Genomic DNA, 19724 nt, shown 5'->3' with positions numbered 1-19724 from the left:
CAGCCTGGACAGCGTCAGTCGGAGAAGACCATCGGACGACGCGAGAGCCGGGGCTGTGCGCCCGACTTCGGCTTCTCGACACGGGCGCGCACGGGGTTGATCGTCACCCGGGTCACCGCACCGAGCGCCTCGACCGTCGGCACCCCGTGGAAGCCGGCAGCGTGCACGACGATCGCGGCGCAGGCCTCGGCGTCGGCGGCGGCGTCGTGGTGCTGGAAGCCCGAGAACCCGGCGGCCATCGCGGCCATCGGCAGGCGGTACGAGTCGAGCGTGTAGGTCTTGCGGGCGACCTGCAGCGAACACATCGAGTGGTGCTCAGCGATCTCGATGCCGGTCGCCGCGCACCCGCCGGCGATCACGCCCATGTCGAACCGGGCGTTGTGCGCGACCAACACGTCACTCTCCGCGAACGCCACCAGGTCCGGGTACTGCTGCTCCCACGACTTTGCGTGCGTCACGTCCGACTGGACGATCCCGTGGATGCGGGTGTTCCACTCCAGGAAGTCGTCGTGCCCGGCCGGCGGGCGGATGAACCAGGAGGCCCGGTCGACGACACGACCGCCGCGCACCTTGACGAGTCCGACCGAACACGCGCTGGCGGGCGAGTTGTTCGCGGTCTCGAAGTCGATGGCGGTGAAGTTCAGCACGCCATCGATCGTTGCACGGAGAACCGACATCACCGGAACCGGCCACGGCGTGGTGCCCCCGCTCCTACCCTGAACAGATGGAGCACCCCGCGCAGATGGAGAACCCCGCGCCGCGCACCCCGCTCGTCCTGGTCCTCGCAGGTACGGGGTACGGCCAGCAGGCGCCCCTGCTCTGGTGGACGGACGCCATCGCCCGGCAGGCCGGCTGCACCGTCGTCGCACCCCGGTGGACGGTCGACGACAGCGCCGCAGCCGACCCGGTCCGCTTCGTCGAGCACGAACTGACGAGCGCGCTCGCGGGGCGCCGACCGGACCTCGTCATCGCCAAGTCGTTCGGCTGCGCCGCCCTGCCGTGGGCGCTCGCCGAGGGGGTGCCCGGCGTCTGGCTCACGCCGGTCCTCACCGACGACGCCGTCCGCCAGGCGCTCGCCGCAGCCGACGAGACCCACGTCGCACTCGGCGGATCGGCGGATCCCGTCTGGCGGCCGGAACTGGTGCGGGGGACCCGGGCGCGCCTCCAGACCGTCGACCAGGCCGACCACCGGCTCGAGGTGCCGGGCGACTGGCGGGCGTCCCACCGCCTCCAGGCCGATGTCCTGGCCGTCGTCGAGGAGCGCGTCGCGGCCATCTGACGATGCCGGACTGGAGGCCCGGGTCGGCCCCGGCGGGCTGCCGCCGGTAGGCTGTCCTCCCGTGGCTCTCACCATCGGAATCGTCGGTCTCCCGAACGTCGGCAAGTCGACCCTGTTCAACGCCCTGACCAAGAACCAGGTGCTCGCGGCCAACTACCCGTTCGCCACCATCGAGCCCAACGTCGGCGTGGTGAACCTGCCCGACCCGCGTCTCGACCAGCTCGCCGAGCTGTTCCACTCCGAGAAGACCGTGCCCGCGCCGGTGTCGTTCGTCGACATCGCCGGCATCGTCAAGGGTGCGAGCGAGGGCGAGGGACTCGGCAACAAGTTCCTCGCGAACATCCGCGAAGCCGACGCCATCGCGCAGGTCGTCCGCGGGTTCACCGACGACGACGTCGTGCACGTGGCGAACAAGGTGTCCCCGAAGGACGACCTCGAGGTCATCAACACCGAGCTGATCCTCGCCGACCTCGAGACCATCGAGAAGGCGCTGCCCCGCTACGAGAAGATGCTCAAGCTGAAGCAGGCCGAGCCCGCCGTGCTCGAGGCGGCGAACGCCGCGAAGGCCGAGCTCGAGAAGGGCGTCCTGCTCTCGGCGAGCAAGGTCGACCTCGAGCCGATCAAGGAGCTCGGGCTGCTCAGCGCCAAGCCGTTCATCTTCGTGTTCAACGTCGACGAGGCGATCCTCACCGACGACGCCCGCAAGGCTGAGCTCGCTGCCCTCGTCGCACCGGCGCAGGCCGTGTTCCTCGACGCCCAGGTCGAGTCCGAGCTGATCGACCTCGACCCGGAGGACGCCAAGGAGCTCCTCGAGTCGACCGGTCAGACCGAGTCCGGCCTCGACCAGCTCGCGCGCATCGGGTTCGAGACCCTCGGGCTGCAGACCTACCTGACGGCAGGGCCGAAGGAATCCCGCGCGTGGACGATCGGCAAGGGGTGGAAGGCTCCCCAGGCTGCCGGCGTCATCCACACGGACTTCGAGAAGGGCTTCATCAAGGCCGAGGTCATCTCGTTCGACGACCTCGTCGCCACCGGCTCGATCGCCGAGGCTCGGTCGCAGGGCAAGGCCCGCATCGAAGGCAAGGAGTACGTCATGCAGGACGGCGACGTGGTGGAGTTCCGCTTCAACAACTGACGCTCCGGCACGCGTCGCGCTCCTAGGATCACAGGCGTGGGGGAACGCAGAGCTGCAGCCGGGCGCTCAGACCAGTCGGACGAGTTGCCGACGGTCTTCCGTGCCGTCGCGGAGATCCGTCCCTCGCGATGGCTGCGGCGGCCGAAGCGTGTCATCCGCTACGACGCCCGCTGGCCCGACGGTCGTGTCGAGACGGACGTCCACCTCGTCACGCTGATGTACCGCCGCGCTCCCGCGGACTACTCGGTGGTCAAGCGGGTGATCGACGAGCAGTGCCCGGAGACCGGTGCCGGCCCGTGGGTGCTGTACCCGACCGGCGACGTGCTCTGAGGAGATGTGGACCCCTTCCTCACAACGGAACGGCGTCGTCCCGCACGTGCGCGAAGTACTCGTCGTCGAGCTGCTCCTCAGTCATCACATCGACGGGGAACCCGGTGAGCCCTTCGACGGCGACGACGAAGCCGCCGAGGTCGAACAGGTCCGCACCCGGCTCGGTCCCGACGACCAGGTCGATGTCGCTCCGAGCCGTGTCGGTCCCGCGGACGACCGATCCGAACACCCGCACGTCGCGAAGACGATGACGCGTGGCCTCGGCTCGGATCCGGTCGGCATGGACGGCGAGCGGGATGCTCGGTCGCATCTCGGTCGCCGCGGTGATCAGTTGTAGCGTCTCGGGGTCTGGTGTCTCCGAACCTGCCTCGTAGGCCGCGATCGACGACGCCACATCGCCGACAACGGCAGCCAGCGCCTCCTGGGTCATGCCGATGTCCTCACGCGCAAGCCGGATCATCCGCGCGATGTGCTCGTGCTGCATGGCAACTCCTCAGTGATCGACGATCGACGCTACCGGGCTGTGGATGAGACCGACATGCGCCGCCAGTTGTCCACCGCCCGCGCCTCCCGCCCGATCCTGTACTGCGTGCTCCACCCCGGTGCCTACCCTCGGCACGAGGGAGGTCGACACGTGAAGTACATCCACTACGACGGCACGGACATCCTGACGGGGGACCGCATCGCCGACGCGGTCGCGGACTACGCGGCGGTGCTCGGGGCGAACACCCGGACGGACACGATCGCGGTGCCGACGGTCGGGGAGGACGGCTCGCTCGAGCGGACGACGATGCTCGTCGGACCGTCGAGCGAGATCGTGGTGCGGCAGGCGCCGGACGACGAACTCGAGCCGGAGGACCCCGCCTTCATCCGCCGACTCCGGGACGCAGCAGCGCTGTGCGGCGGGCGGCAGCCGGTGAACGCCGACGGCGGGCGACGGTTCGTCGGCGCGGCTGAGGGCGACCTGGAGTTCTAGGCCCTGCCTCGGAACGACGGAACGCCGCCCCCGAAGGGACGGCGTTCCGTTGTGGTGCAGTGGTCAGGCGGCCAGGGCCAACTCCGGAGCCTGCACGGCGCGAGCCTGCAGGATGGTGCGGCTGGCCTCGCCCCGCCAGGAGCGGCCGGGCACGACCCAGCCCGCTTCGCCGTCGACGGCGACGCGGACGCCGGGCGTCAGGAACAGCCCGAGGTCGTCGGCCGGCATGCGCACGAGGTACTCGCGCTTCGAGCGGTCCTCGCGGACGGGGAACTCGGCGATGCGGTCGGGGGAGACGGTGGGAGCCGCGATGGCGGTCCCGGTGATGATGGTGCGTTCGTTCGTGGTCATGGTGCTGTCTTTCTTCAGTCGTTCGGCGTTGCGCTGGGCCGGACGGACTCCGTGGTCTCGTCGGCCGCAGGAGCGCGGACGCGCACGTCGGCATTCGACGTGCATGCTCGCCATTCGGGGAGCGGTGGTCTCGCTGGAATGCGACCCAGGGGGATCGGTTCGAGACGGTCGGTGTGCGCGAGTCAGATGGGTTCGCTGCAAGGCACCAACAATGAACAGTACGCCATCTGTGCCGTTCTGTCCACTCGGGCACGGGACCGGGCCCGAGCGGGCTCCGCTGCGTGAGGCGTAACACGTGGGAAACCGACCGGGTCCGAGCGCGAAACACCCCGTCGTTACGGTTCGAGCACTGAGCAAGCGTTCAGCCCGAACCCTGACGAAGGACCCGCACGGATGCAGCACCGCACTCGGCTCCGCTCCCGCACCACGACCTCCCGCACCACGACCTCCCGTACCGCGTCCTCCCGCCCCACGACCTCCCGCATCACGACGTCCGCCACCGCGACCGCCGCCCTCCGCACTGCCGTGATCGCCGCCGGCGGCCTCGGCCTCTTCGCAGCGTCCCCGGCGGCCGCGGCCCCCGTCGCGACCACGGCGACGATCACCGCGCCCGCATCCGTGACGGTCGGGGACACCGTCGACGTCGACGTCACCCTCCCCGCGACCTCGGACGTGTTCGCCTACCAGATCGACATCACCGCCGACGCGGACTCCCTCGACGTCGTCGACGGCAGTGCGACCGGCCCGGACGGCGGCTTCGACTCGGTCGAGCAGGACGGCGACGCGATCTCGCTCCTGCACACCCGACTGGGGACCTCGCCTGCGGTGTCCGGTGACCTCGCAGCATCGGTCGAGCTCACGGCGACGAGCCCCGCGACGGTGGACCTGACCGTGACGCGGGTGACCCTGGTCGCCGCCGACGGCAGCACCACGACCCTCGCCGACCCGGCCTCGACGACCGTCACGATCGCCGCAGCCCCGACACCCACACCCACGCCCACGCCCACCCCGACCCCGACCGCAGCTCCGACCGCGGTGCCCACGGCCACCCCGAGCGCCACGCCGACCGCCGCCCCGGGCGGAACCGGCGGCGGGAGCGGGGCCGGCACCGGAGCAGGAGCCGGCACCCCCGTCGGCACCGACCCCGTCCGCACCCCCGCCGGCGGCGCCCTCGCCTGGACCGGCGCGGACCTCGCCCCGTGGATCGCTGCCAGCGCGGCTCTGCTGCTCGCCGGAGCCGGCCTCGTCACCGTCCGTCGTCGCGCCCGTCGCGCGAGCACCACGGAGGACGCCCGATGAGCGCATCCCCGAAGCGCAGCGACCTGCCCACCGCACCCCGATCCTCCGGAGGAACCCCCGTGACGACCCGCCGTCGCCGCACCACCGTCGCCGGAGCCGCGCTCCTGGCCCTCGTCGGCACCGCTGTCGTCGCGGCCCCGTCCCTCGCCGCGAACGCCGCCCCCGTCGCGGTCGACGCAAGCCCCGCCGCGATGCTCGCCCCGTACTACACGGCACTCGACCTGACCGGCGACGACCAGGTGACCCGGGCGGACCTCACCGTCCTGTCCGACCACCTCGGCGCGACCGCCACCGACGCGGACTGGTCGATGGTCTCGCCGGCCGACACGGACGGCGACGGGACGATCACGCTCACGGACGTCGCCGGTCTGTCGCAGCGGATGATCTACGACGACGGTCCCTTCCAGCTCGTCGAGTCCTCGACGCTCGACATGCAGGCCGCCATGAACGCCGGCGTGACGACCTCGGCCGAGATCACGCAGGACTACCTCGACCGGATCGCCGCGTACGACCGGACGACGACCGACACGTCCACCGGCGGGCGCCCGTTGAACGCGATCGTCACGACCAACGCCGGGGCGATCGCCGCCGCGAAGGCCGCCGACACCGAGCGCGCCGAGCACGGGATGACGAGCATGCTCCTCGGCGTCCCGATCGCGCTGAAGGACAACTACGACACGAAGGACATGCCGACCACCGGTGGCTGCGGCTGCTGGGACGGCAACCAGACGGACACGGACGCCGCGATGGTCTCGGGTCTCCGGAAGGCCGGCGCCGTCGTCCTCGCCAAGGCCAGCCTGGACGAGTTCGCCTACGGCTTCGTCTCCGAGTTCTCCTCGAACCAGCCGGCTGGCTCGTCGCTCCTCGTCGCGAGCCCCTACGTCACGAGCCAGACCGCGGGCGGCTCGAGCGGCGGCACCGGAGCCGCGATCTCCGCCAACCTGGCGGGCATCGGGTTCGGCACCGACACCGGCGGCTCGATCCGGGTCCCGTCGTCGTACAACCAGCTGGTCGGCATCCGTCCCACGGTCGGTCTCACCAGCCGAGACGGCATCATCCCGCTCGCGCTGAGCCAGGACACCGGCGGCCCGATCGCCCGGTCCGTCACGGACGCGGCCGTCGCCCTCGACGCCGTCACCGGTGTCGACGCCGCGGACCCGGTCACCGACGGGCAGACCGGCAAGGTCCCGACCTCGTACACGCAGTACCTCGACCCGACGGCTCTCCAGGGCAAGCGGATCGGCTACGTAACGTCGATGGTCGGCACGAACCGCACCACGGCACGGCTCTTCGCCCAGGCGCAGGCGACCCTCCAGGCCCAGGGCGCCACCGTCGTCCCGATCACCGCGACGACCGAGTTCAACCGGGTGCTCAGCGAGGGCAGCGGCAGCACGAACGAGTTCAAGCACGACCTGGACCAGTACGTCGCGAAGCACCTCGACCCGGACGTCGTCGCCCGCTCGCTGCAGGGCATCCTCGACTCGGGCAAGTACGTGCCGAGCCGGAAGAGCACCTACCAGCAGCGTGACGCGATCACCGACGCGCAGTACCAGGCGTGGGCCGGTCCGCACGGGTCGCACACCACGCAGATCGCGACCGGCAAGCAGGTCGTCACCGGGATGATGAACGCGCAGGACCTCGACGCGCTCGTCTACCCGTCGGGCACGCCGTACGGCACGCAGGGCACGAACATGCGCCTCAGCCCGAACACCGGCATGCCGGCCGTGACCGTCCCGATGGGGCAGGCGACCGCAGCGGACGCCACGATCACCGGCGCCGGGGTCAACCTGGAGTTCCTCGGGCGCTCGTACGACGAGGGGACCGTCATCGGCCTCGGCTACGGGTTCGAGCAGGCGACCCACGCCCGCACCAGCCCCGCGCTCTACCCGGCGCTCGGCTGAGTCCCGGAGGCGCGGTCACGATGGTGACCGCCTGACGGACGGGAGGCCCGGTACCAGCTGGTACCGGGCCTCCCATCGGTCACATGGCGATGTCCCCACCGCCGCTCAGTTGAGCGTCGGGGTGTCCTCCGGCACGACACCACCGAGGTACAGGTCCGCGGCGAGGTCGCGGAGCGCGCGCAGGGCGACGCGCTGGGTGAGTGGGCCGTACGAGATGCGGGCGACGCCGAGCGCCTCGTACTCGGACGCGGGCAGGGCGCCCGGCAGGCCGATGACGCTGAGCTTGCCGCGGCCGAGGCCCTCGACGAGCTGCTCGACGACCTCGCGCTGGTGGCCACCCGGCACGAAGACGAGCGGAGCACCGGCGTCGAGGAACGCCCTGCCGCGGGCGATGGCGTCCGCGATGCTCTCCTGGATCGGACGGTCCCCGCCGCGGGCGATCGCGTCGGTGCGGGCGTTCAGCTGGAACGGCACGCCCTCCTGCTCGGCAGCGCGCATGATCGCGGCGACACGGGCGACGGACTCGTCGAACGGACGCAGGCGGTCCTCGACGTTCGCACCGACGACGCCGATGCCGATCGCGCGACGGATGGTCTCGGCCGGGTCCTCGTAGCCGTCGTCCAGGTCGGCGGTCACCGGCAGGTCCACGGCGTCGACGACGGTCTTCGCGCCGGCGAGGGCGAGGTCGAGCGGCATGCCGCCGTCCTCGTAGCCGTACATCGCGGCGATCGAGTGCCCGGCCGTCGCGATCGCCCGGGTCTCGGGCAGCGCGGCGACGGTCTTCGCGCTGATCGCGTCCCACACGTTCACGACGCGGAGGATCTGGGGGGCGGAGTGCAGGGACTGGAGGGTCGTCGCCTTCTCGGCGGTGCTCGTGGTCATGTCGCCGACAGTAGGCGGGTGCTGCCGTCAGGGTTCGCGCTGAGCGACAGCCCTCGCGCACCACCGGCCGAGGACTGTCGCTCAGCGCGAATCCGGGCGCAGACGACGCAGGATGACGCGCGGACTCGCCCCGGGCCTCCCGGCCGAGGCATGCTGGGACGCATGGCGAGCGACGAACAGGACCCGGTCGGCACGCTCCGCGGGGTCCGCACGAGCATCAAGTGGACGCGGTACGCGCCCGACGTGCTGCCCCTGTTCGTCGCCGAGATGGACCACGAGGTCGCGCCGGAGATCCGACAGGCCCTGGTCGAGCGGGTGCAGCAGTCGGACCTCGGGTACCTCGACGGGCCCGGGCCGCTCGCTCCCGCGTTCGCCGGGTTCGCCCGCGACCGCTGGGGCTGGGACGTCGACCCGGCGCGCGTGTACCTGGCGACGGACGTCAGCGTGGGGATCGTCGAGACGCTGCGGCTCGCGCTGCCCGACGGCGGCCGGGTCGCGATCACGCCGCCGGTGTACCCGCCGTTCTTCGAGCTCGTCGACGAGGCCCGATGTCAGGTCGAAGAGGTCCCGCTCCGTGAGCAGTGGGGTGTCTACCGACTGGACCTGGACGGCCTGGAGCGGGCGTTCGCCGACGGCGTCCGGGTCTTCCTGCTCTGCAACCCGCACAACCCGATCGGTCTGGTGCACGACCGTGCCGACCTCACCGCGCTGGCGGAACTCGCGGCGCGGTACGACGTCCTGGTCATCAGCGACGAGATCCACGCTCCGCTGACCCATCCGGGCGTGCAGTTCACCCCGTTCGCGATGATCGCCGAGCCGCTCGGGGCGCGGAGCGTCTGCGTGACCTCGGCGAGCAAGGGCTGGAACCTGGCCGGCGTGAAGTGCTCCGTCATCGTCGCCGGGGACGCCCGCACCGCCGCGCTGCTCGACACGCTGTGGGAGGAGGTCGCGTGCCGGACGAGCATCCTCGGGCTGCACGCGAACCTGGCGGCGTTCACCCTGGCGGTCGGCTGGCTCGACGACGTCATCGACCGGATCGTCGCCAACGACCGGCTGCTCGCGAAGCTCCTGGCCGAGCACCTGCCCGGCGTCGTCTACGCCCGACCGCGTGCGGGCTACCTGGCGTGGCTCGACTTCCGGGGGCTCGGGCTCGGCGAGGACCCGGCGGTGCCGCTCCGGGAGCACGCGTTCGTCGCGCTGAACTCGGGGCTGCCGTTCGGTGGCGAGGGCAAGGGGTTCGCCCGCATCAACCTGGCGTGCTCGCCGGAGACCCTGCGCGAGGCGGTGTTCCGCATCGCTGCGGCCTACCCGTCGAGTGCGCAGGAGGGGGTCGTCTGGCACGTCGCCTGACGGGTGCGCCGTCCGGCACTCGGAGTGACGGGCCGCCGTCCTCCACGATGACGGCCCGGCGCCCGCTCATCCACAGGCACCGGTGCCGGCGACGACCGGGCCACGGCGAGCAGCGATCGTGCTCGTGTGAGCACCACCGAACACGATCGCGTCGAATCGTCCAACGCCGCTGGACAAACTTGTCCAATACGAGTTGGACTTCTATCGTGAAGCGTGCGGACCGGGAGGTCCGGGAGATGCTCGCTCGCGCGATCATCCGCGCGTGTGACGACGGGAAGGACTGACGATGATGACGACACACACCGTGCGCGCACAGCGGGACGGGCGCTACTGGCTCGTCTGGATCGACGGTGCACTGCGGACCCAGGCGCGGCGGCAGAGCGAGATCGAGCCGATGGCGCGCGACTGGCTGGCGAACATGCACGACCGGCCAGCCGTCGACTTCACGGTGCGGATCGAGATCGTGCTGCCCGACTCCGTGCGGGCGCACCTGGACCGCGCGGGCGAACTCCGTGCCGACGCGGACCGCGCTCGGCGGGCAGCCGGACGCGAGACCGCGGCCGCTGCGAAGGAGCTCCACGACGCCGGTCTGACGCTCCGCGAGATCGGCCCGCTGTTGGACGTGTCGTACCAGCGGGCGCAGCAGCTGGTGGCAGCCGCCGACTGACCGCTCCGATCAGAGCAGTGAGCCCGAGATCGCTGCGCTCAGGCGACCGGGGCGAAGTGGTTGCGACCGATGACGGTCACGTGCAGGTCGACCTCGCGCGAGGGCACCTGGTCGGTCAACGAGATCCACTCCCGCGCCACGAAGGCGACCGACGGCCACCGTCGGACCTCGGTCACGGGGAACCCGTCGATGAACACCTGCCACATGCCCTGTTCGCGGACGGCCTGGACCTCGTGCGTCGCCATGCCGTGAGCGTAGCAACGCGACGCACGAGGAACACCCGAGCGCGTCAGGGTGTGACCATGCCGCCGTTCACGTTGAGGGTCTCACCGGCGACGAAGCTCGACTCGTGCGACGCCAGGAACACGTACGCGGGCGCCAGTTCGGCGGGCTGTCCGGGTCGGCCCATCGGCGACTCGCTGGATCCGAAGTCGGGCAGGGTCTCCGGGTCGACCCCGGCGGACACCTGCAGCACGGACCAGGTCGGTCCGGGAGCGACGACGTTCACCCGGATGCCGCGGCCGATGAGCTGCTGCGCCAGGCCCTTCGAGAAGTTGTTGATCGCGGCCTTCGAGGCGGCGTAGTCCAGGCGGTCGGGGGCGGGCTGGTACGCCTCCATCGACGCGGTGGTGATGATCGTCGACCCGGGCTCCAGGTGGGGCAGAGCGGCCTGGACGAGGCGGAAGAGCGAGAGGACGTTGACCGTGAAGGTGTCGACGAGCTGGTCGTCGCTGATGTCGGTGATCTCGGCCTGCCAGTGCTGCTTGCCGGCGCAGGCGACGATCGCGTCGAGCCCGCCGAGTTCGGCGACGGCGCGTTCGACGAGCACGGCGGGGTAGTTCCGGGCAGTCAGGTCGCCGGGGATGGTGACGGCTTTCCGGCCCTCGGCCTCGATCAGGGCGACGATCCGCTGCGCGTCTTCTTCTTCGTCGGGCAGGTAGGCGAGGGCGATGTCCGCACCTTCCCGCGCGTACGCGATGGCGACGGCTGCGCCGATGCCGGAGTCCGCGCCGGTGATCAGTGCGCGGCGCCCGGTGAGCCGTCCGGTGCCCCGGTACGAGTCCTCGCCGTGGTCCGGCTTCGGGTGCATCCGCGACTCCAGGCCCGGTTCCGGCTGCTGCTGCGGCTCGGGGCTGGTGTTGGGGTACCGGGTGGTCGGGTCGCTGAACTCGTACTGGTCGCGGGGCATGCGACGGACGGTACGCGGACCGGCCGGGAGGCCCGTCAAGCGGTGCGCGCTCCGGCCTGGCCCGACAGGTGGCCGGGTCGTCAGAGGTCGAGTGCCATCGCCACGTCCGCCCGGACGTAGGGGCTCGGCGGGTGCTCGTCGGCGCCCAGGTGCCGGAACCCGGTCGTCTCGTACAGGTGGATCGCGCTGACGAGGGAGCTGTTCGTCTCGAGCAGCACCCGGCGGGCGCCGAGCGTGCGAGCCCGGTCGATCGCGGCGCGGATGAGGCGACGGCCCGTGCCGTGTCCCTGGTGGTCGGGGTCGACGGCCATCTTGACGAGTTCGAACTCGTCGACCCCGTGTGGGGCGAGTCCGACGCAGCCGACGACCACGTCGCCGAGGCGGGCGACGAGGACGACGCCGCCGGGGGCGACGATGTGCTGTACCGGGTCGCCGAGCAGCCGGCGGTCCTCGTCCTCGAGCGTGAAGAACGTCGTGATCCACCGCTCGTTGAGGGACTGGAAGGCCGCGGCGTCGGCGGCGGTGGACAGGTCCTCGACGACGACCTGATCGCCGGTGATGCGGGTGGTGGTGGGCATGGGTCCATCCTCGGGACACGGATGCAGTGCTGTCCAATACTCGTTCGGACGGATCGATACGATCACTGCATGGATCGTGCACCCGAGGTCGACCTCCGGCAGCTCCGGGCGTTCCTGGCGCTCGCCGACGAGCTGCACTTCGGCCGGGCGGCCGCGGACCTCGGCATCGCGCAACCGGCCCTGTCGCAGCTCATCCGCCGGGTCGAGGTCGCCCTCGGCGCCGACCTGTTCAACCGGACCTCCCGGAGCGTCGCCCTCACGCCGGCCGGTCGGGTGCTGCAGGGGCGGGCCCGGTCGCTGCTGGCCCAGGCTCGGCGGGACCTCGACGAGACCGTCCGCGTCGGCCGTGGTGAGGCGGGTCGGCTCGACGTCGGGTTCGTCGTGTCGGCCCTGCCGCTCGGACCGATCGAGCGGGTGCAGCGGTTCCGGCAGCGCTACCCGCTGGTCCGGGTGGAACTGACGGAGGGTTTCTCGTCACGACTCGTCGCGGCCGTGCAGCGTGGGGAACTCGACCTGGCGGTGGTGCGCGACCCGGACCCGGTCGACGGGGTGCGCTTCGCCCGGTTCCGCAGCGAACCGTTCGTCGCCGCCGTGCCGCGGCACCACCGGTTCGCCGGCCGCTCGTCCGTGCGCGGGCCGGAGCTGCTCGACGACCCGTTCGTGTTCTTCCCCGCCGAGGCCGGCACGCTCGCCACCGAACGGAACACCGCGCCCGTGGCCGACGGCGGTCGACGGCCGCGCATCGTGCAGGAGGCGACGACCTGGGCGACCGTCCTGCACCTGGTCGGTGTCGGCCTCGGCGTCACGGTCCTGCCGGAGAGCGCGGCGCTCGCGGCCCCGGACACCGTGGTGCTCCTGCCGCTCGAGGGCAGCGCCCACCGCAGCGAACTGGTCTGGGCGTCACGGGCGGACGACGACCGGGAGGTCCTCCGCAACTTCGCAGCGGCGGACTGAACCGCGACCAGTCGTCAGCGCACCAGCGCCAGCGGCAGCACCGGCGTCCGCTGGTCACCGAGCTCGTCCACACGCCACGGCCGCGCGCCGGTCAGTGCCAGCCCGATCTGCGTGAGCACGAACCCCACGTGCGGTTCGACGTCCGGGTCCCACGGCCCCTCGACACCCAGGCCGAAGGAGCCGAGTTCGTCGTCCGCCTCGTCGCGGATCGTCAGACGCCAGCGGCCTTCCCCGAGTTCCTCGACGACGGCCCAACGTGCCGAGCGGAAGCGGTCCGAGCTCACGCCGTCTTCATGATGTCAGCCGTGAAGTTGTGCAGCCGTGCGAGCAGCGACTCCGAGCGCATCGCGATCGTCGCCGGCGGGTTGAGGTGCGGCGGGGCGGTGCGGATGAGCATCGGGCACCCGAGGTCCTCGCAGATGTACGAGCCGATCGTGTTGCCGTTCCGTCCGGCTTCCCCGGCGCGCGCGGCCGAGAACAGCCGCACCTGCGTGGCCGGCTGCGGGGAGTGGCAGAAGGAGCACATCGCGGCGATGCCCGGGCGGAGAGACCCTCCGGCCGCGCGGACGACGATGCCGACCGGCTTGTCGTCCATCCACGACACCATGTAGCCGCGGCGGGCGGCCTGCGGGTCGCGCCAGCCCAGGAACTCGCGTTCGTTCCACAGGGTCTCGTGCAGCCCCGGGATCGGGAGCTGGGCGAGTTCGTCGGGCATCGCGTTGACGAAGGACGATCGGATGTCGGATTCAGTGAGCGGCTGCACGGTTCCCCTCGCGGTGGCGGACCGGACCAGGCTAGCCCCGCGCGCCGACAGGCGGGCGCAGGGCGGGCCTCCCGTCCGGTTCAGGACAGCCTGGAGGCCCGGACCGCGCCGAGTGCACCCGTCCCGTCCGCCACCAGGACCGCCCGGCGCAACGCGTCGCGGCCGACCCGACGAGCGGCGGCGTCGTCCGCGGCGAACTCGACGAGGACGCGGGTCGACCGGGCCATCGCCCGCGCTCCCGGCACCCACGGGACGGCACGTTCGACGGACTCGGCGAAGCCGACCACGGCCGTGTGGTGCTGGCGCAGGTGGGCGCGTTCGTGGGCGACCACGGCCTCCAGTTCGTCGGTGCGCAGCTGTTCCGCGAGCCCGGTGCTGACGAGGACCCCGCCGGAGCGGCCGGGGACCGCGCAGGCCAGGGCGGTGTCGGCCTGCAGGACGGCGACCAGGGTGCCGTCGACCTCGCGGTGCGGTGCGGCACCGGTGCGGATCGCCTCGCGGACGGCCTCGTGCTCGGGGCCCGGGCGGACGCGGACGGCGACGGCGAACGCGATGACGGCGAGGACGGCGACCCCGACGTTCAGGCCGTGGCTGGGGGAGTCGTCGATGCCGAACGGGTCGGTCAGCGGCCGGCCGGCGAGGACCACCAGGGCGATCCCGACGACGAAGCCGGCGACCCCGACGACGACGGCGGCCTGCCAGGCGGCGATGGCGGTCAGCGGGCGGTCGATCGTCCAGGCGGCCCGGGTGAGCACCCGCGGGGCGAACGCGACGACGGCGAGGGCGAGGACGACGAGGCAGACGCCGGTGACGACCACGGGGCCGGTCCGGTCAGGGACGCGTTCGGGAGTCGATCGCGCGGCGGAGGACCTCGAGGTCCCCGGAGGCGAGCGAGCCGGTGAACTGCAGGAGCGCTGCCTCACGGTCGGAGGACGCGGCCAGCGCGTTCGCCATGAGGGAGGCGGTGTGGTCCTCCCGCGAGTGGGCTGCGTGGAAGGTGAGCGGGGCGTCGTCGTGCTGCTCGCGGACCACGGTGCCCTTGCGGCCGAGCCGGTCGAGCACGGTGAGGACGGTCGTCAGGGCGGGGCGCGGTTCCTCGAACACCTCGAGGACCTGGCGGGCGGTGAGGCCGGCGTCCGCGGTCCAGAGCGCCTCGAGCACCGCCTGCTCGAGCTGCCCACGGGGGCGCGATCGCTGTCCTGCCACGGCGCCACTCTACGTGATGTCGAAGGCCGGCCGGGTCGTTGCCCGCAACCGTGACACATGCCCGTAACGCGGGCTCGGTATGCTCGCCGGACAACAGAACACGTACGGCCGACCACCCGCCGCGGGAGAGCCCTCTGACCCGGACGCAGTCCATCCGGGTCCGGGCACCGAAGGAGCAAGCTCCCCGCCAATCTCTCAGGTCCAACACCGCAGCGGGCAGGCCACTCTGAAAAGCAGACTCGAGCCGTGGGCGCATCCCACGGAACCGTCGTCTCGCCCACGGTGAAAGCCGCCGGACCTCACGGGCCGCGGTGAAACTCTCAGGCCCATGACAGAGGGGGAGTTCCGCACCCGACGATCGCCGTCGGGCCCTGCCGATGCCAGGAGAACTCCGTCCATGTCTGAACCGCTGCGTTCGTCGCCGCTCGAAGCCGCGCACGAAGCCGCCGGTGCCACGTTCACCGACTTCGCCGGCCACCGCATGCCGGTCCGCTACTCGTCCGACCTCGCCGAACACCACGCGGTGCGCGACGCGGCGGGCGTGTTCGACCTCTCGCACATGGCCGAGATCGGTGTGCAGGGGCCGGATGCCGTCCCGTACCTCGACGCGGCGCTCGCCGGGTCCTTCGGCGCGATGCCGGTCGGCCGGGCCAAGTACTCGCTGCTCCTGACCCCGGACGGCGGGATCCTCGACGACCTGGTCGTGTACCGCACCGGCGACGACGTGTTCCTCGTCGTGGCGAACGCCGGCAACCGGGACGTCGCCGTCCAGGCAATGCAGGAGCGGGCGGCCGGACACGACGTCACCGTCACGGACGACTCCGACCGGACCGCCCTCGTCGCGATCCAGGGTCCGGCGGCCGCGGGCACGCTCGACGACCTGGTCGTCACGGACCGCCTGCAGCCGGAGACCCCGCTCGACGAACTCCGCTACTACCGGGTCCTGCACGCGCTCTTCGACGGCAGCGAGGTCCTCATCGCCCGCACCGGCTACACCGGCGAGGACGGCTTCGAGCTGTACTGCGACACCGAGACTGCGCCGGCGATCTGGGACGCTCTGCTCGCCGCCGGAGCCGAGCGCGGGGTCGTGCCCGCCGGACTCGCCGCACGGGACACCCTCCGGCTCGAAGCGGGCATGCCGCTGTACGGGCACGAGCTCGACACCTCGGTGCGTCCCGCGCAGGCCGGACTCGGTCGGGTCGTCGCCACCTCGGGCTCCTTCGTCGGGGACGCCGGCGTCGAGCCCGCCGCCGACGCCCGCGTGCTCGTCGGCATCACGATGGACGGCCGCCGTGCCGCACGTGCCGGGTACGCCGTGCTCCGTGACGGTGTCGTCGTCGGCAGCGTCACGTCCGGTGCCCTGTCGCCCACGCTCGGCCACCCCGTCGCGATGGCCTTCGTCGACCCGGACTGCGCCGACGGGGGACAGGTCCTCCACATCGACGTCCGCGGTACCGCCATCCCCGGAACCGTCACCGCTCTCCCCTTCTACCGTCGCGCTTCGAGAGGCTGATCCCCATGACCGACCAGACCGCACTGCAGTACACCAAGGACCACGAGTGGATCCTCGTCGAGGGCGACGTCGTCACCGTCGGGATCACCGACCACGCGGCCGAACAGCTCGGTGACGTCGTCTACGTCGAGCTCCCCGCAGTGGGCACCACCACGACCGCCGGCGAACAGCTCGGCGAGATCGAGTCCACCAAGAGCGTCGGCGAGCTCTTCGCGCCGATCGAGGGCGAGGTCGTCGAGGTCAACGACGCCGTCGTCGCGACGCCCGACACCGTCAACCAGGACCCGTTCGGTGCCGGCTGGCTCGTCAAGCTCCGCGTCGAGGGCACGTCCTTCCCCGAGGACCTGATGGACCACGACACCTACCGGGCGTCCATCGCATGACCAGCATCCTGCGGCAGGACGACAACCTGCAGACCACGTTCGCCGACCGGCACATCGGGACGACCCCGGCCGACCAGCGCGCCATGCTCGACGTCGTCGGGCAGCCCTCGCTCGACGCCCTCGTCCGTGCGGCCATCCCGGAGTCCATCCACGCCGCCCCGGTGACCGACTCGTCGATCCCGACCGCGGTGGGGGAGACCGAAGCGCTCGCCGAACTCCGTGCCGTCGCCGGCCGCAACACGGTCCGCCGCGCGATGATCGGCCTGGGCTACGCGGACACCCACACGCCCGCCGTCATCCAGCGGAACGTGCTCGAGAACCCGAGCTGGTACACCGCTTACACGCCGTACCAGCCGGAGATCTCCCAGGGCCGCCTCGAAGCCCTGATCAACTTCCAGACGATGGTGTCCGACCTCACCGGCATGGCCACCGCCGGGGCCTCGATGCTCGACGAGGGCACCGCCGTGGTCGAGGGCATGCTCCTCGCCCGCCGCGCCTCGAAGGTGAAGGGCGACGCCTTCCTGGTGGACGCCGACCTGCTGCCCCAGACGGCGGCACTCCTCGGCCACCGCGCCGACGCGGTCGGCATCGCCCTGCGCGGCTTCGACGCCGCGGACGGCCCCACCGACGAGCAGCTCGACGGCGCGTTCGGCGTCGTCCTGCAGTACCCCGGCGCCTCCGGTCGCATCGTCGACCCCACCCGCACCATCGAGCGCGTCCACGCGGGCGGCGGCATCGCCGTCGTCGCGGCCGACCTGCTCGCGATGACCCTGCTCGCCAGCCCCGGTGACCTGGGCGCCGACGTCGCGGTGGGCACCAGCCAGCGCTTCGGCGTCCCGCTCGGCTTCGGCGGCCCGCACGCCGGGTACCTCGCCGTCCGAGCGGGCCTCGAGCGTCAGCTTCCGGGTCGTCTCGTCGGGGTGTCCTTCGACGCGGACGGCAGCATGGCCTACCGCCTCAGCCTGCAGACCCGCGAGCAGCACATCCGCCGCGAGAAGGCGACGTCGAACATCTGCACCGCGCAGGTGCTCCTCGCCGTGATGGCATCGATGTACGCGGTCTACCACGGGCCCGAGGGCCTCCGCTTCATCGCGCACCGGGTCGCCCGGACGACGACCGCACTCGCCGACGTCGCCCGTGCCGCGGGCGCCGAGGTCGTGCACGACGGCTTCTTCGACACCCTGACGCTCCGGTTCGCCGGCCGCGCCGAGTCCGTCGTCGCCGCCGCACACGACGCCGGGTACCTGCTGCACCTCGTGGACGCCGACACCCTGCAGGTGTCCGTCGACGAGACCACCGTGCCGGAGGACGTCGTCGCCCTGGCCGCCGTCTTCGGTGCCGCGGACGTGACCGTCCCGGGCACCGAGGCCGCCGTCCGTGACGCGGGCACGGGTTTGCCGTCCGGCCTCGACCGCGAGAGCGCGTTCCTGACCCACCCGGTCTTCTCCGCGCACCGCAGCGAGACCCGGATGATGCGCTACCTCAAGCACCTGTCCGACAAGGACTACGCGCTCGACCGCGGCATGATCCCGCTCGGCAGCTGCACGATGAAGCTCAACGCGGCGACCGAGATGGCCGCCGTCACCTGGCCCGAGTTCGCCCGTCTGCACCCGTTCGCCCCGCGCGAGGACGTGCAGGGCTACCTCGACATGATCGGCGACCTCGAGACCTGGCTCGCCGAGGTCACCGGGTACGACACCGTGTCGGTCCAGCCGAACGCCGGCAGCCAGGGTGAGCTCGCCGGGCTCCTCGCGATCCGCGGCTACCACCGCTCGCGGGGCGACGAGGCCCGCACGGTCTGCCTCATCCCGTCGAGCGCGCACGGCACGAACGCGGCGTCGGCGGTCCTCGCCGGCATGCGGGTCGTCGTCGTGGCGTGCGACGAGGACGGCAACGTCGACCTCGACGACCTCCGCGCGAAGACGACCGAGCACGCCGACGCCCTCGCCGCGCTGATGATCACGTACCCGTCGACGCACGGCGTGTACGAGCACGACATCACCGCGATCTGCGACGCCGTGCACGATGCCGGCGGCCAGGTCTACGTCGACGGCGCCAACCTCAACGCGCTCCTCGGTCACGCGCGCTTCGGCGACTTCGGCGGGGACGTCTCGCACCTCAACCTGCACAAGACGTTCTGCATCCCGCACGGCGGTGGCGGGCCGGGCGTCGGTCCGGTCGCGGCCAAGGCGCACCTCGCGCCGTTCCTGCCCGGGCACCCGATGGCGCAGGACGCCGACCGTCGTACCGGTGCGGACGCGAACGCCGACGGCGGCCGTCTGGCCCACGCCGGCGGCCCGGTCTCGGCCGCGCCCTACGGCAGCCCGAGCATCCTGCCGATCACCTGGACCTACGTCCGGATGATGGGCGTCGAGGGGCTCACCCGCGCGACCGAGGTCGCCGTGCTCGGCGCGAACTACCTGGCGGCACGCCTGCGCGAGGCGTTCCCGGTCCTCTACACGGGCGAGTCCGGGCTGGTCGCGCACGAGTGCATCCTCGACCTCCGTCCCCTGCGTGAAGCCACCGGCATCACGGTCGACGACGTCGCGAAGCGCCTCATCGACCACGGCTTCCACGCGCCGACGATGTCGTTCCCGGTCGCGGGCACGCTCATGGTCGAACCGACCGAGAGCGAAGACCTCGCCGAGCTCGACCGCTTCGTCGACGCGATGCTCGCCATCCGTGCCGAAGCGGACGCCGTCGCCCGGGGTGACTGGCCGGCCGAGGACAACCCGCTCGTCAACGCGCCGCACACGGCCGCGTCGGTGATCACGGGGGAGTGGCAGCACGCCTACACGCGTGAGCAGGCGGTGTACCCGGCCGTCGGACAGGCCGGGCGGAAGTACTGGCCGCCGGTGCGCCGGATCGACCAGGCGTACGGGGACCGCAACCTCGTGTGCGCCTGCCCGCCGGTGGAGGCGGTCGCGTAGGACGCCAGCCGGCAGGCCGGCAGGCCGGCAGGCTGGCC

23 protein-coding genes and 1 riboswitch are annotated in these 19724 nt (G+C 71.9%); of the genes, 12 read left to right on the top strand and 11 right to left on the bottom strand.

Translation table 11 applies throughout. The annotated features are described in order from the left end of the window. Window positions 1-14: 14 nt before the first annotated feature. Window positions 15-677, bottom strand: a complete 663-nt coding sequence (locus QCD68_RS10555; RefSeq protein WP_301222982.1) for an exonuclease domain-containing protein — start codon at window positions 675-677, stop codon at window positions 15-17. A 47-nt stretch (window positions 678-724) separates the two neighbouring features. On the opposite strand from QCD68_RS10555, the gene QCD68_RS10550 reads away from it, so the two are divergent. The 3 genes from QCD68_RS10550 (at window position 725) to QCD68_RS10540 (ending at window position 2744) form a co-directional block, all read left to right on the top strand. Then, complete coding sequence (locus tag QCD68_RS10550) at window positions 725-1279, top strand: hypothetical protein (RefSeq protein WP_301222981.1); 555 nt, start codon at window positions 725-727, stop codon at window positions 1277-1279. 61 nt (window positions 1280-1340) lie between these two features. Continuing rightward, complete coding sequence (ychF, locus tag QCD68_RS10545) at window positions 1341-2414, top strand: redox-regulated ATPase YchF (RefSeq protein WP_111075696.1); 1074 nt, start codon at window positions 1341-1343, stop codon at window positions 2412-2414. A gap of 36 nt (window positions 2415-2450) precedes the next feature. After that, a complete protein-coding gene (locus QCD68_RS10540) occupies window positions 2451-2744 on the top strand; it encodes a hypothetical protein (protein ID WP_301222980.1) in 294 nt (97 codons plus the stop codon). 19 nt (window positions 2745-2763) lie between these two features. Here the strand turns inward: QCD68_RS10540 and QCD68_RS10535 are convergent, their stop codons facing one another. Further along, the gene (locus tag QCD68_RS10535; protein WP_301222979.1) at window positions 2764-3228 is read right to left on the bottom strand and encodes an XRE family transcriptional regulator; all 465 of its coding nucleotides are present in this window, start codon (window positions 3226-3228) and stop codon (window positions 2764-2766) included. A gap of 150 nt (window positions 3229-3378) precedes the next feature. Between QCD68_RS10535 and QCD68_RS10530 the strand changes: the two genes are divergently transcribed. Next, on the top strand, window positions 3379-3720 hold the full coding sequence (locus QCD68_RS10530) for a hypothetical protein (protein ID WP_301222978.1): 342 nt from the start codon (window positions 3379-3381) through the stop codon (window positions 3718-3720). A 63-nt stretch (window positions 3721-3783) separates the two neighbouring features. Here the strand turns inward: QCD68_RS10530 and QCD68_RS10525 are convergent, their stop codons facing one another. Further along, the gene (locus tag QCD68_RS10525) at window positions 3784-4071 is read right to left on the bottom strand and encodes a hypothetical protein (RefSeq protein WP_301222977.1); all 288 of its coding nucleotides are present in this window, start codon (window positions 4069-4071) and stop codon (window positions 3784-3786) included. A 393-nt stretch (window positions 4072-4464) separates the two neighbouring features. Between QCD68_RS10525 and QCD68_RS10520 the strand changes: the two genes are divergently transcribed. Both QCD68_RS10520 and QCD68_RS10515 read left to right on the top strand, forming a co-directional pair. Next, window positions 4465-5370 carry a cohesin domain-containing protein gene (locus QCD68_RS10520; RefSeq protein ID WP_301222976.1) on the top strand — a complete coding sequence of 302 codons (906 nt, stop codon included), beginning with the start codon at window positions 4465-4467 and terminating at the stop codon, window positions 5368-5370. A 59-nt stretch (window positions 5371-5429) separates the two neighbouring features. Then, window positions 5430-7271: an amidase family protein gene (locus tag QCD68_RS10515; protein WP_301222975.1), complete on the top strand. Its 1842-nt coding sequence runs from the start codon at window positions 5430-5432 to the stop codon at window positions 7269-7271. A gap of 105 nt (window positions 7272-7376) precedes the next feature. Here the strand turns inward: QCD68_RS10515 and QCD68_RS10510 are convergent, their stop codons facing one another. After that, window positions 7377-8153 carry an isocitrate lyase/PEP mutase family protein gene (locus tag QCD68_RS10510; protein WP_301222974.1) on the bottom strand — a complete coding sequence of 259 codons (777 nt, stop codon included), beginning with the start codon at window positions 8151-8153 and terminating at the stop codon, window positions 7377-7379. Between the two features lie 162 nt (window positions 8154-8315). Here QCD68_RS10510 and QCD68_RS10505 point away from each other — a divergent pair, with 162 nt between their 5' ends. Next, a complete protein-coding gene (locus tag QCD68_RS10505; protein WP_301222973.1) occupies window positions 8316-9503 on the top strand; it encodes a MalY/PatB family protein in 1188 nt (395 codons plus the stop codon). Window positions 9504-9789: 286 nt separating this feature from the next. Then, complete coding sequence (locus QCD68_RS10500; protein ID WP_111075691.1) at window positions 9790-10170, top strand: hypothetical protein; 381 nt, start codon at window positions 9790-9792, stop codon at window positions 10168-10170. 38 nt (window positions 10171-10208) lie between these two features. On the opposite strand, the gene QCD68_RS10495 is transcribed toward QCD68_RS10500, so the two are convergent. The 3 genes from QCD68_RS10495 to QCD68_RS10485 all read right to left on the bottom strand — a co-directional run bounded on the left by QCD68_RS10495 (window position 10209) and on the right by QCD68_RS10485 (window position 11937). Further along, a complete protein-coding gene (locus QCD68_RS10495; RefSeq protein WP_110823655.1) occupies window positions 10209-10415 on the bottom strand; it encodes a hypothetical protein in 207 nt (68 codons plus the stop codon). A 44-nt stretch (window positions 10416-10459) separates the two neighbouring features. Beyond that, window positions 10460-11359: an SDR family oxidoreductase gene (locus QCD68_RS10490; protein WP_253467701.1), complete on the bottom strand. Its 900-nt coding sequence runs from the start codon at window positions 11357-11359 to the stop codon at window positions 10460-10462. Between the two features lie 80 nt (window positions 11360-11439). Continuing rightward, on the bottom strand, window positions 11440-11937 hold the full coding sequence (locus QCD68_RS10485) for a GNAT family N-acetyltransferase (RefSeq protein WP_290157215.1): 498 nt from the start codon (window positions 11935-11937) through the stop codon (window positions 11440-11442). A gap of 69 nt (window positions 11938-12006) precedes the next feature. On the opposite strand from QCD68_RS10485, the gene QCD68_RS10480 reads away from it, so the two are divergent. Beyond that, a complete protein-coding gene (locus tag QCD68_RS10480) occupies window positions 12007-12891 on the top strand; it encodes a LysR substrate-binding domain-containing protein (protein ID WP_301222972.1) in 885 nt (294 codons plus the stop codon). Window positions 12892-12905: 14 nt separating this feature from the next. On the opposite strand, the gene QCD68_RS10475 is transcribed toward QCD68_RS10480, so the two are convergent. The 4 genes from QCD68_RS10475 to QCD68_RS10460 all read right to left on the bottom strand — a co-directional run bounded on the left by QCD68_RS10475 (window position 12906) and on the right by QCD68_RS10460 (window position 14860). After that, window positions 12906-13175, bottom strand: coding sequence for a hypothetical protein (locus tag QCD68_RS10475; RefSeq protein ID WP_301222971.1), 270 nt, complete (start codon window positions 13173-13175; stop codon window positions 12906-12908). Further along, window positions 13172-13654 carry an FBP domain-containing protein gene (locus tag QCD68_RS10470; protein WP_111075686.1) on the bottom strand — a complete coding sequence of 161 codons (483 nt, stop codon included), beginning with the start codon at window positions 13652-13654 and terminating at the stop codon, window positions 13172-13174. The genes QCD68_RS10475 and QCD68_RS10470 overlap by 4 nt, the downstream gene beginning before the upstream one ends. An 80-nt stretch (window positions 13655-13734) precedes the next feature. Beyond that, complete coding sequence (locus tag QCD68_RS10465) at window positions 13735-14472, bottom strand: M56 family metallopeptidase (RefSeq protein WP_181439315.1); 738 nt, start codon at window positions 14470-14472, stop codon at window positions 13735-13737. 13 nt (window positions 14473-14485) lie between these two features. Continuing rightward, window positions 14486-14860 (bottom strand): BlaI/MecI/CopY family transcriptional regulator, encoded by a 375-nt coding sequence (locus QCD68_RS10460; protein ID WP_301222970.1) that lies wholly within the window; start codon window positions 14858-14860, stop codon window positions 14486-14488. A 112-nt stretch (window positions 14861-14972) separates the two neighbouring features. Next, window positions 14973-15080: riboswitch (glycine riboswitch) on the top strand. Window positions 15081-15257: 177 nt separating this feature from the next. Here QCD68_RS10460 and gcvT point away from each other — a divergent pair. Genes gcvT through gcvP form a run of 3 tightly spaced genes read left to right on the top strand, consistent with a single transcriptional unit; the run spans window position 15258 to window position 19686 of the window. Beyond that, window positions 15258-16373: a glycine cleavage system aminomethyltransferase GcvT gene (gcvT, locus tag QCD68_RS10455; RefSeq protein WP_253467712.1), complete on the top strand. Its 1116-nt coding sequence runs from the start codon at window positions 15258-15260 to the stop codon at window positions 16371-16373. A 5-nt stretch (window positions 16374-16378) separates the two neighbouring features. Further along, window positions 16379-16756 carry a glycine cleavage system protein GcvH gene (gene gcvH, locus QCD68_RS10450; protein ID WP_111075682.1) on the top strand — a complete coding sequence of 126 codons (378 nt, stop codon included), beginning with the start codon at window positions 16379-16381 and terminating at the stop codon, window positions 16754-16756. Beyond that, the gene (gene gcvP, locus QCD68_RS10445) at window positions 16753-19686 is read left to right on the top strand and encodes an aminomethyl-transferring glycine dehydrogenase (RefSeq protein ID WP_301222969.1); all 2934 of its coding nucleotides are present in this window, start codon (window positions 16753-16755) and stop codon (window positions 19684-19686) included. The genes gcvH and gcvP overlap by 4 nt, the downstream gene beginning before the upstream one ends. Window positions 19687-19724: the final 38 nt, after the last annotated feature.

The organism is Curtobacterium sp. PsM8, from assembly GCF_030433875.1.
GTDB lineage: Bacteria > Actinomycetota > Actinomycetes > Actinomycetales > Microbacteriaceae > Curtobacterium.
This window is presented reverse-complemented; position numbering and strand designations above follow the sequence as displayed.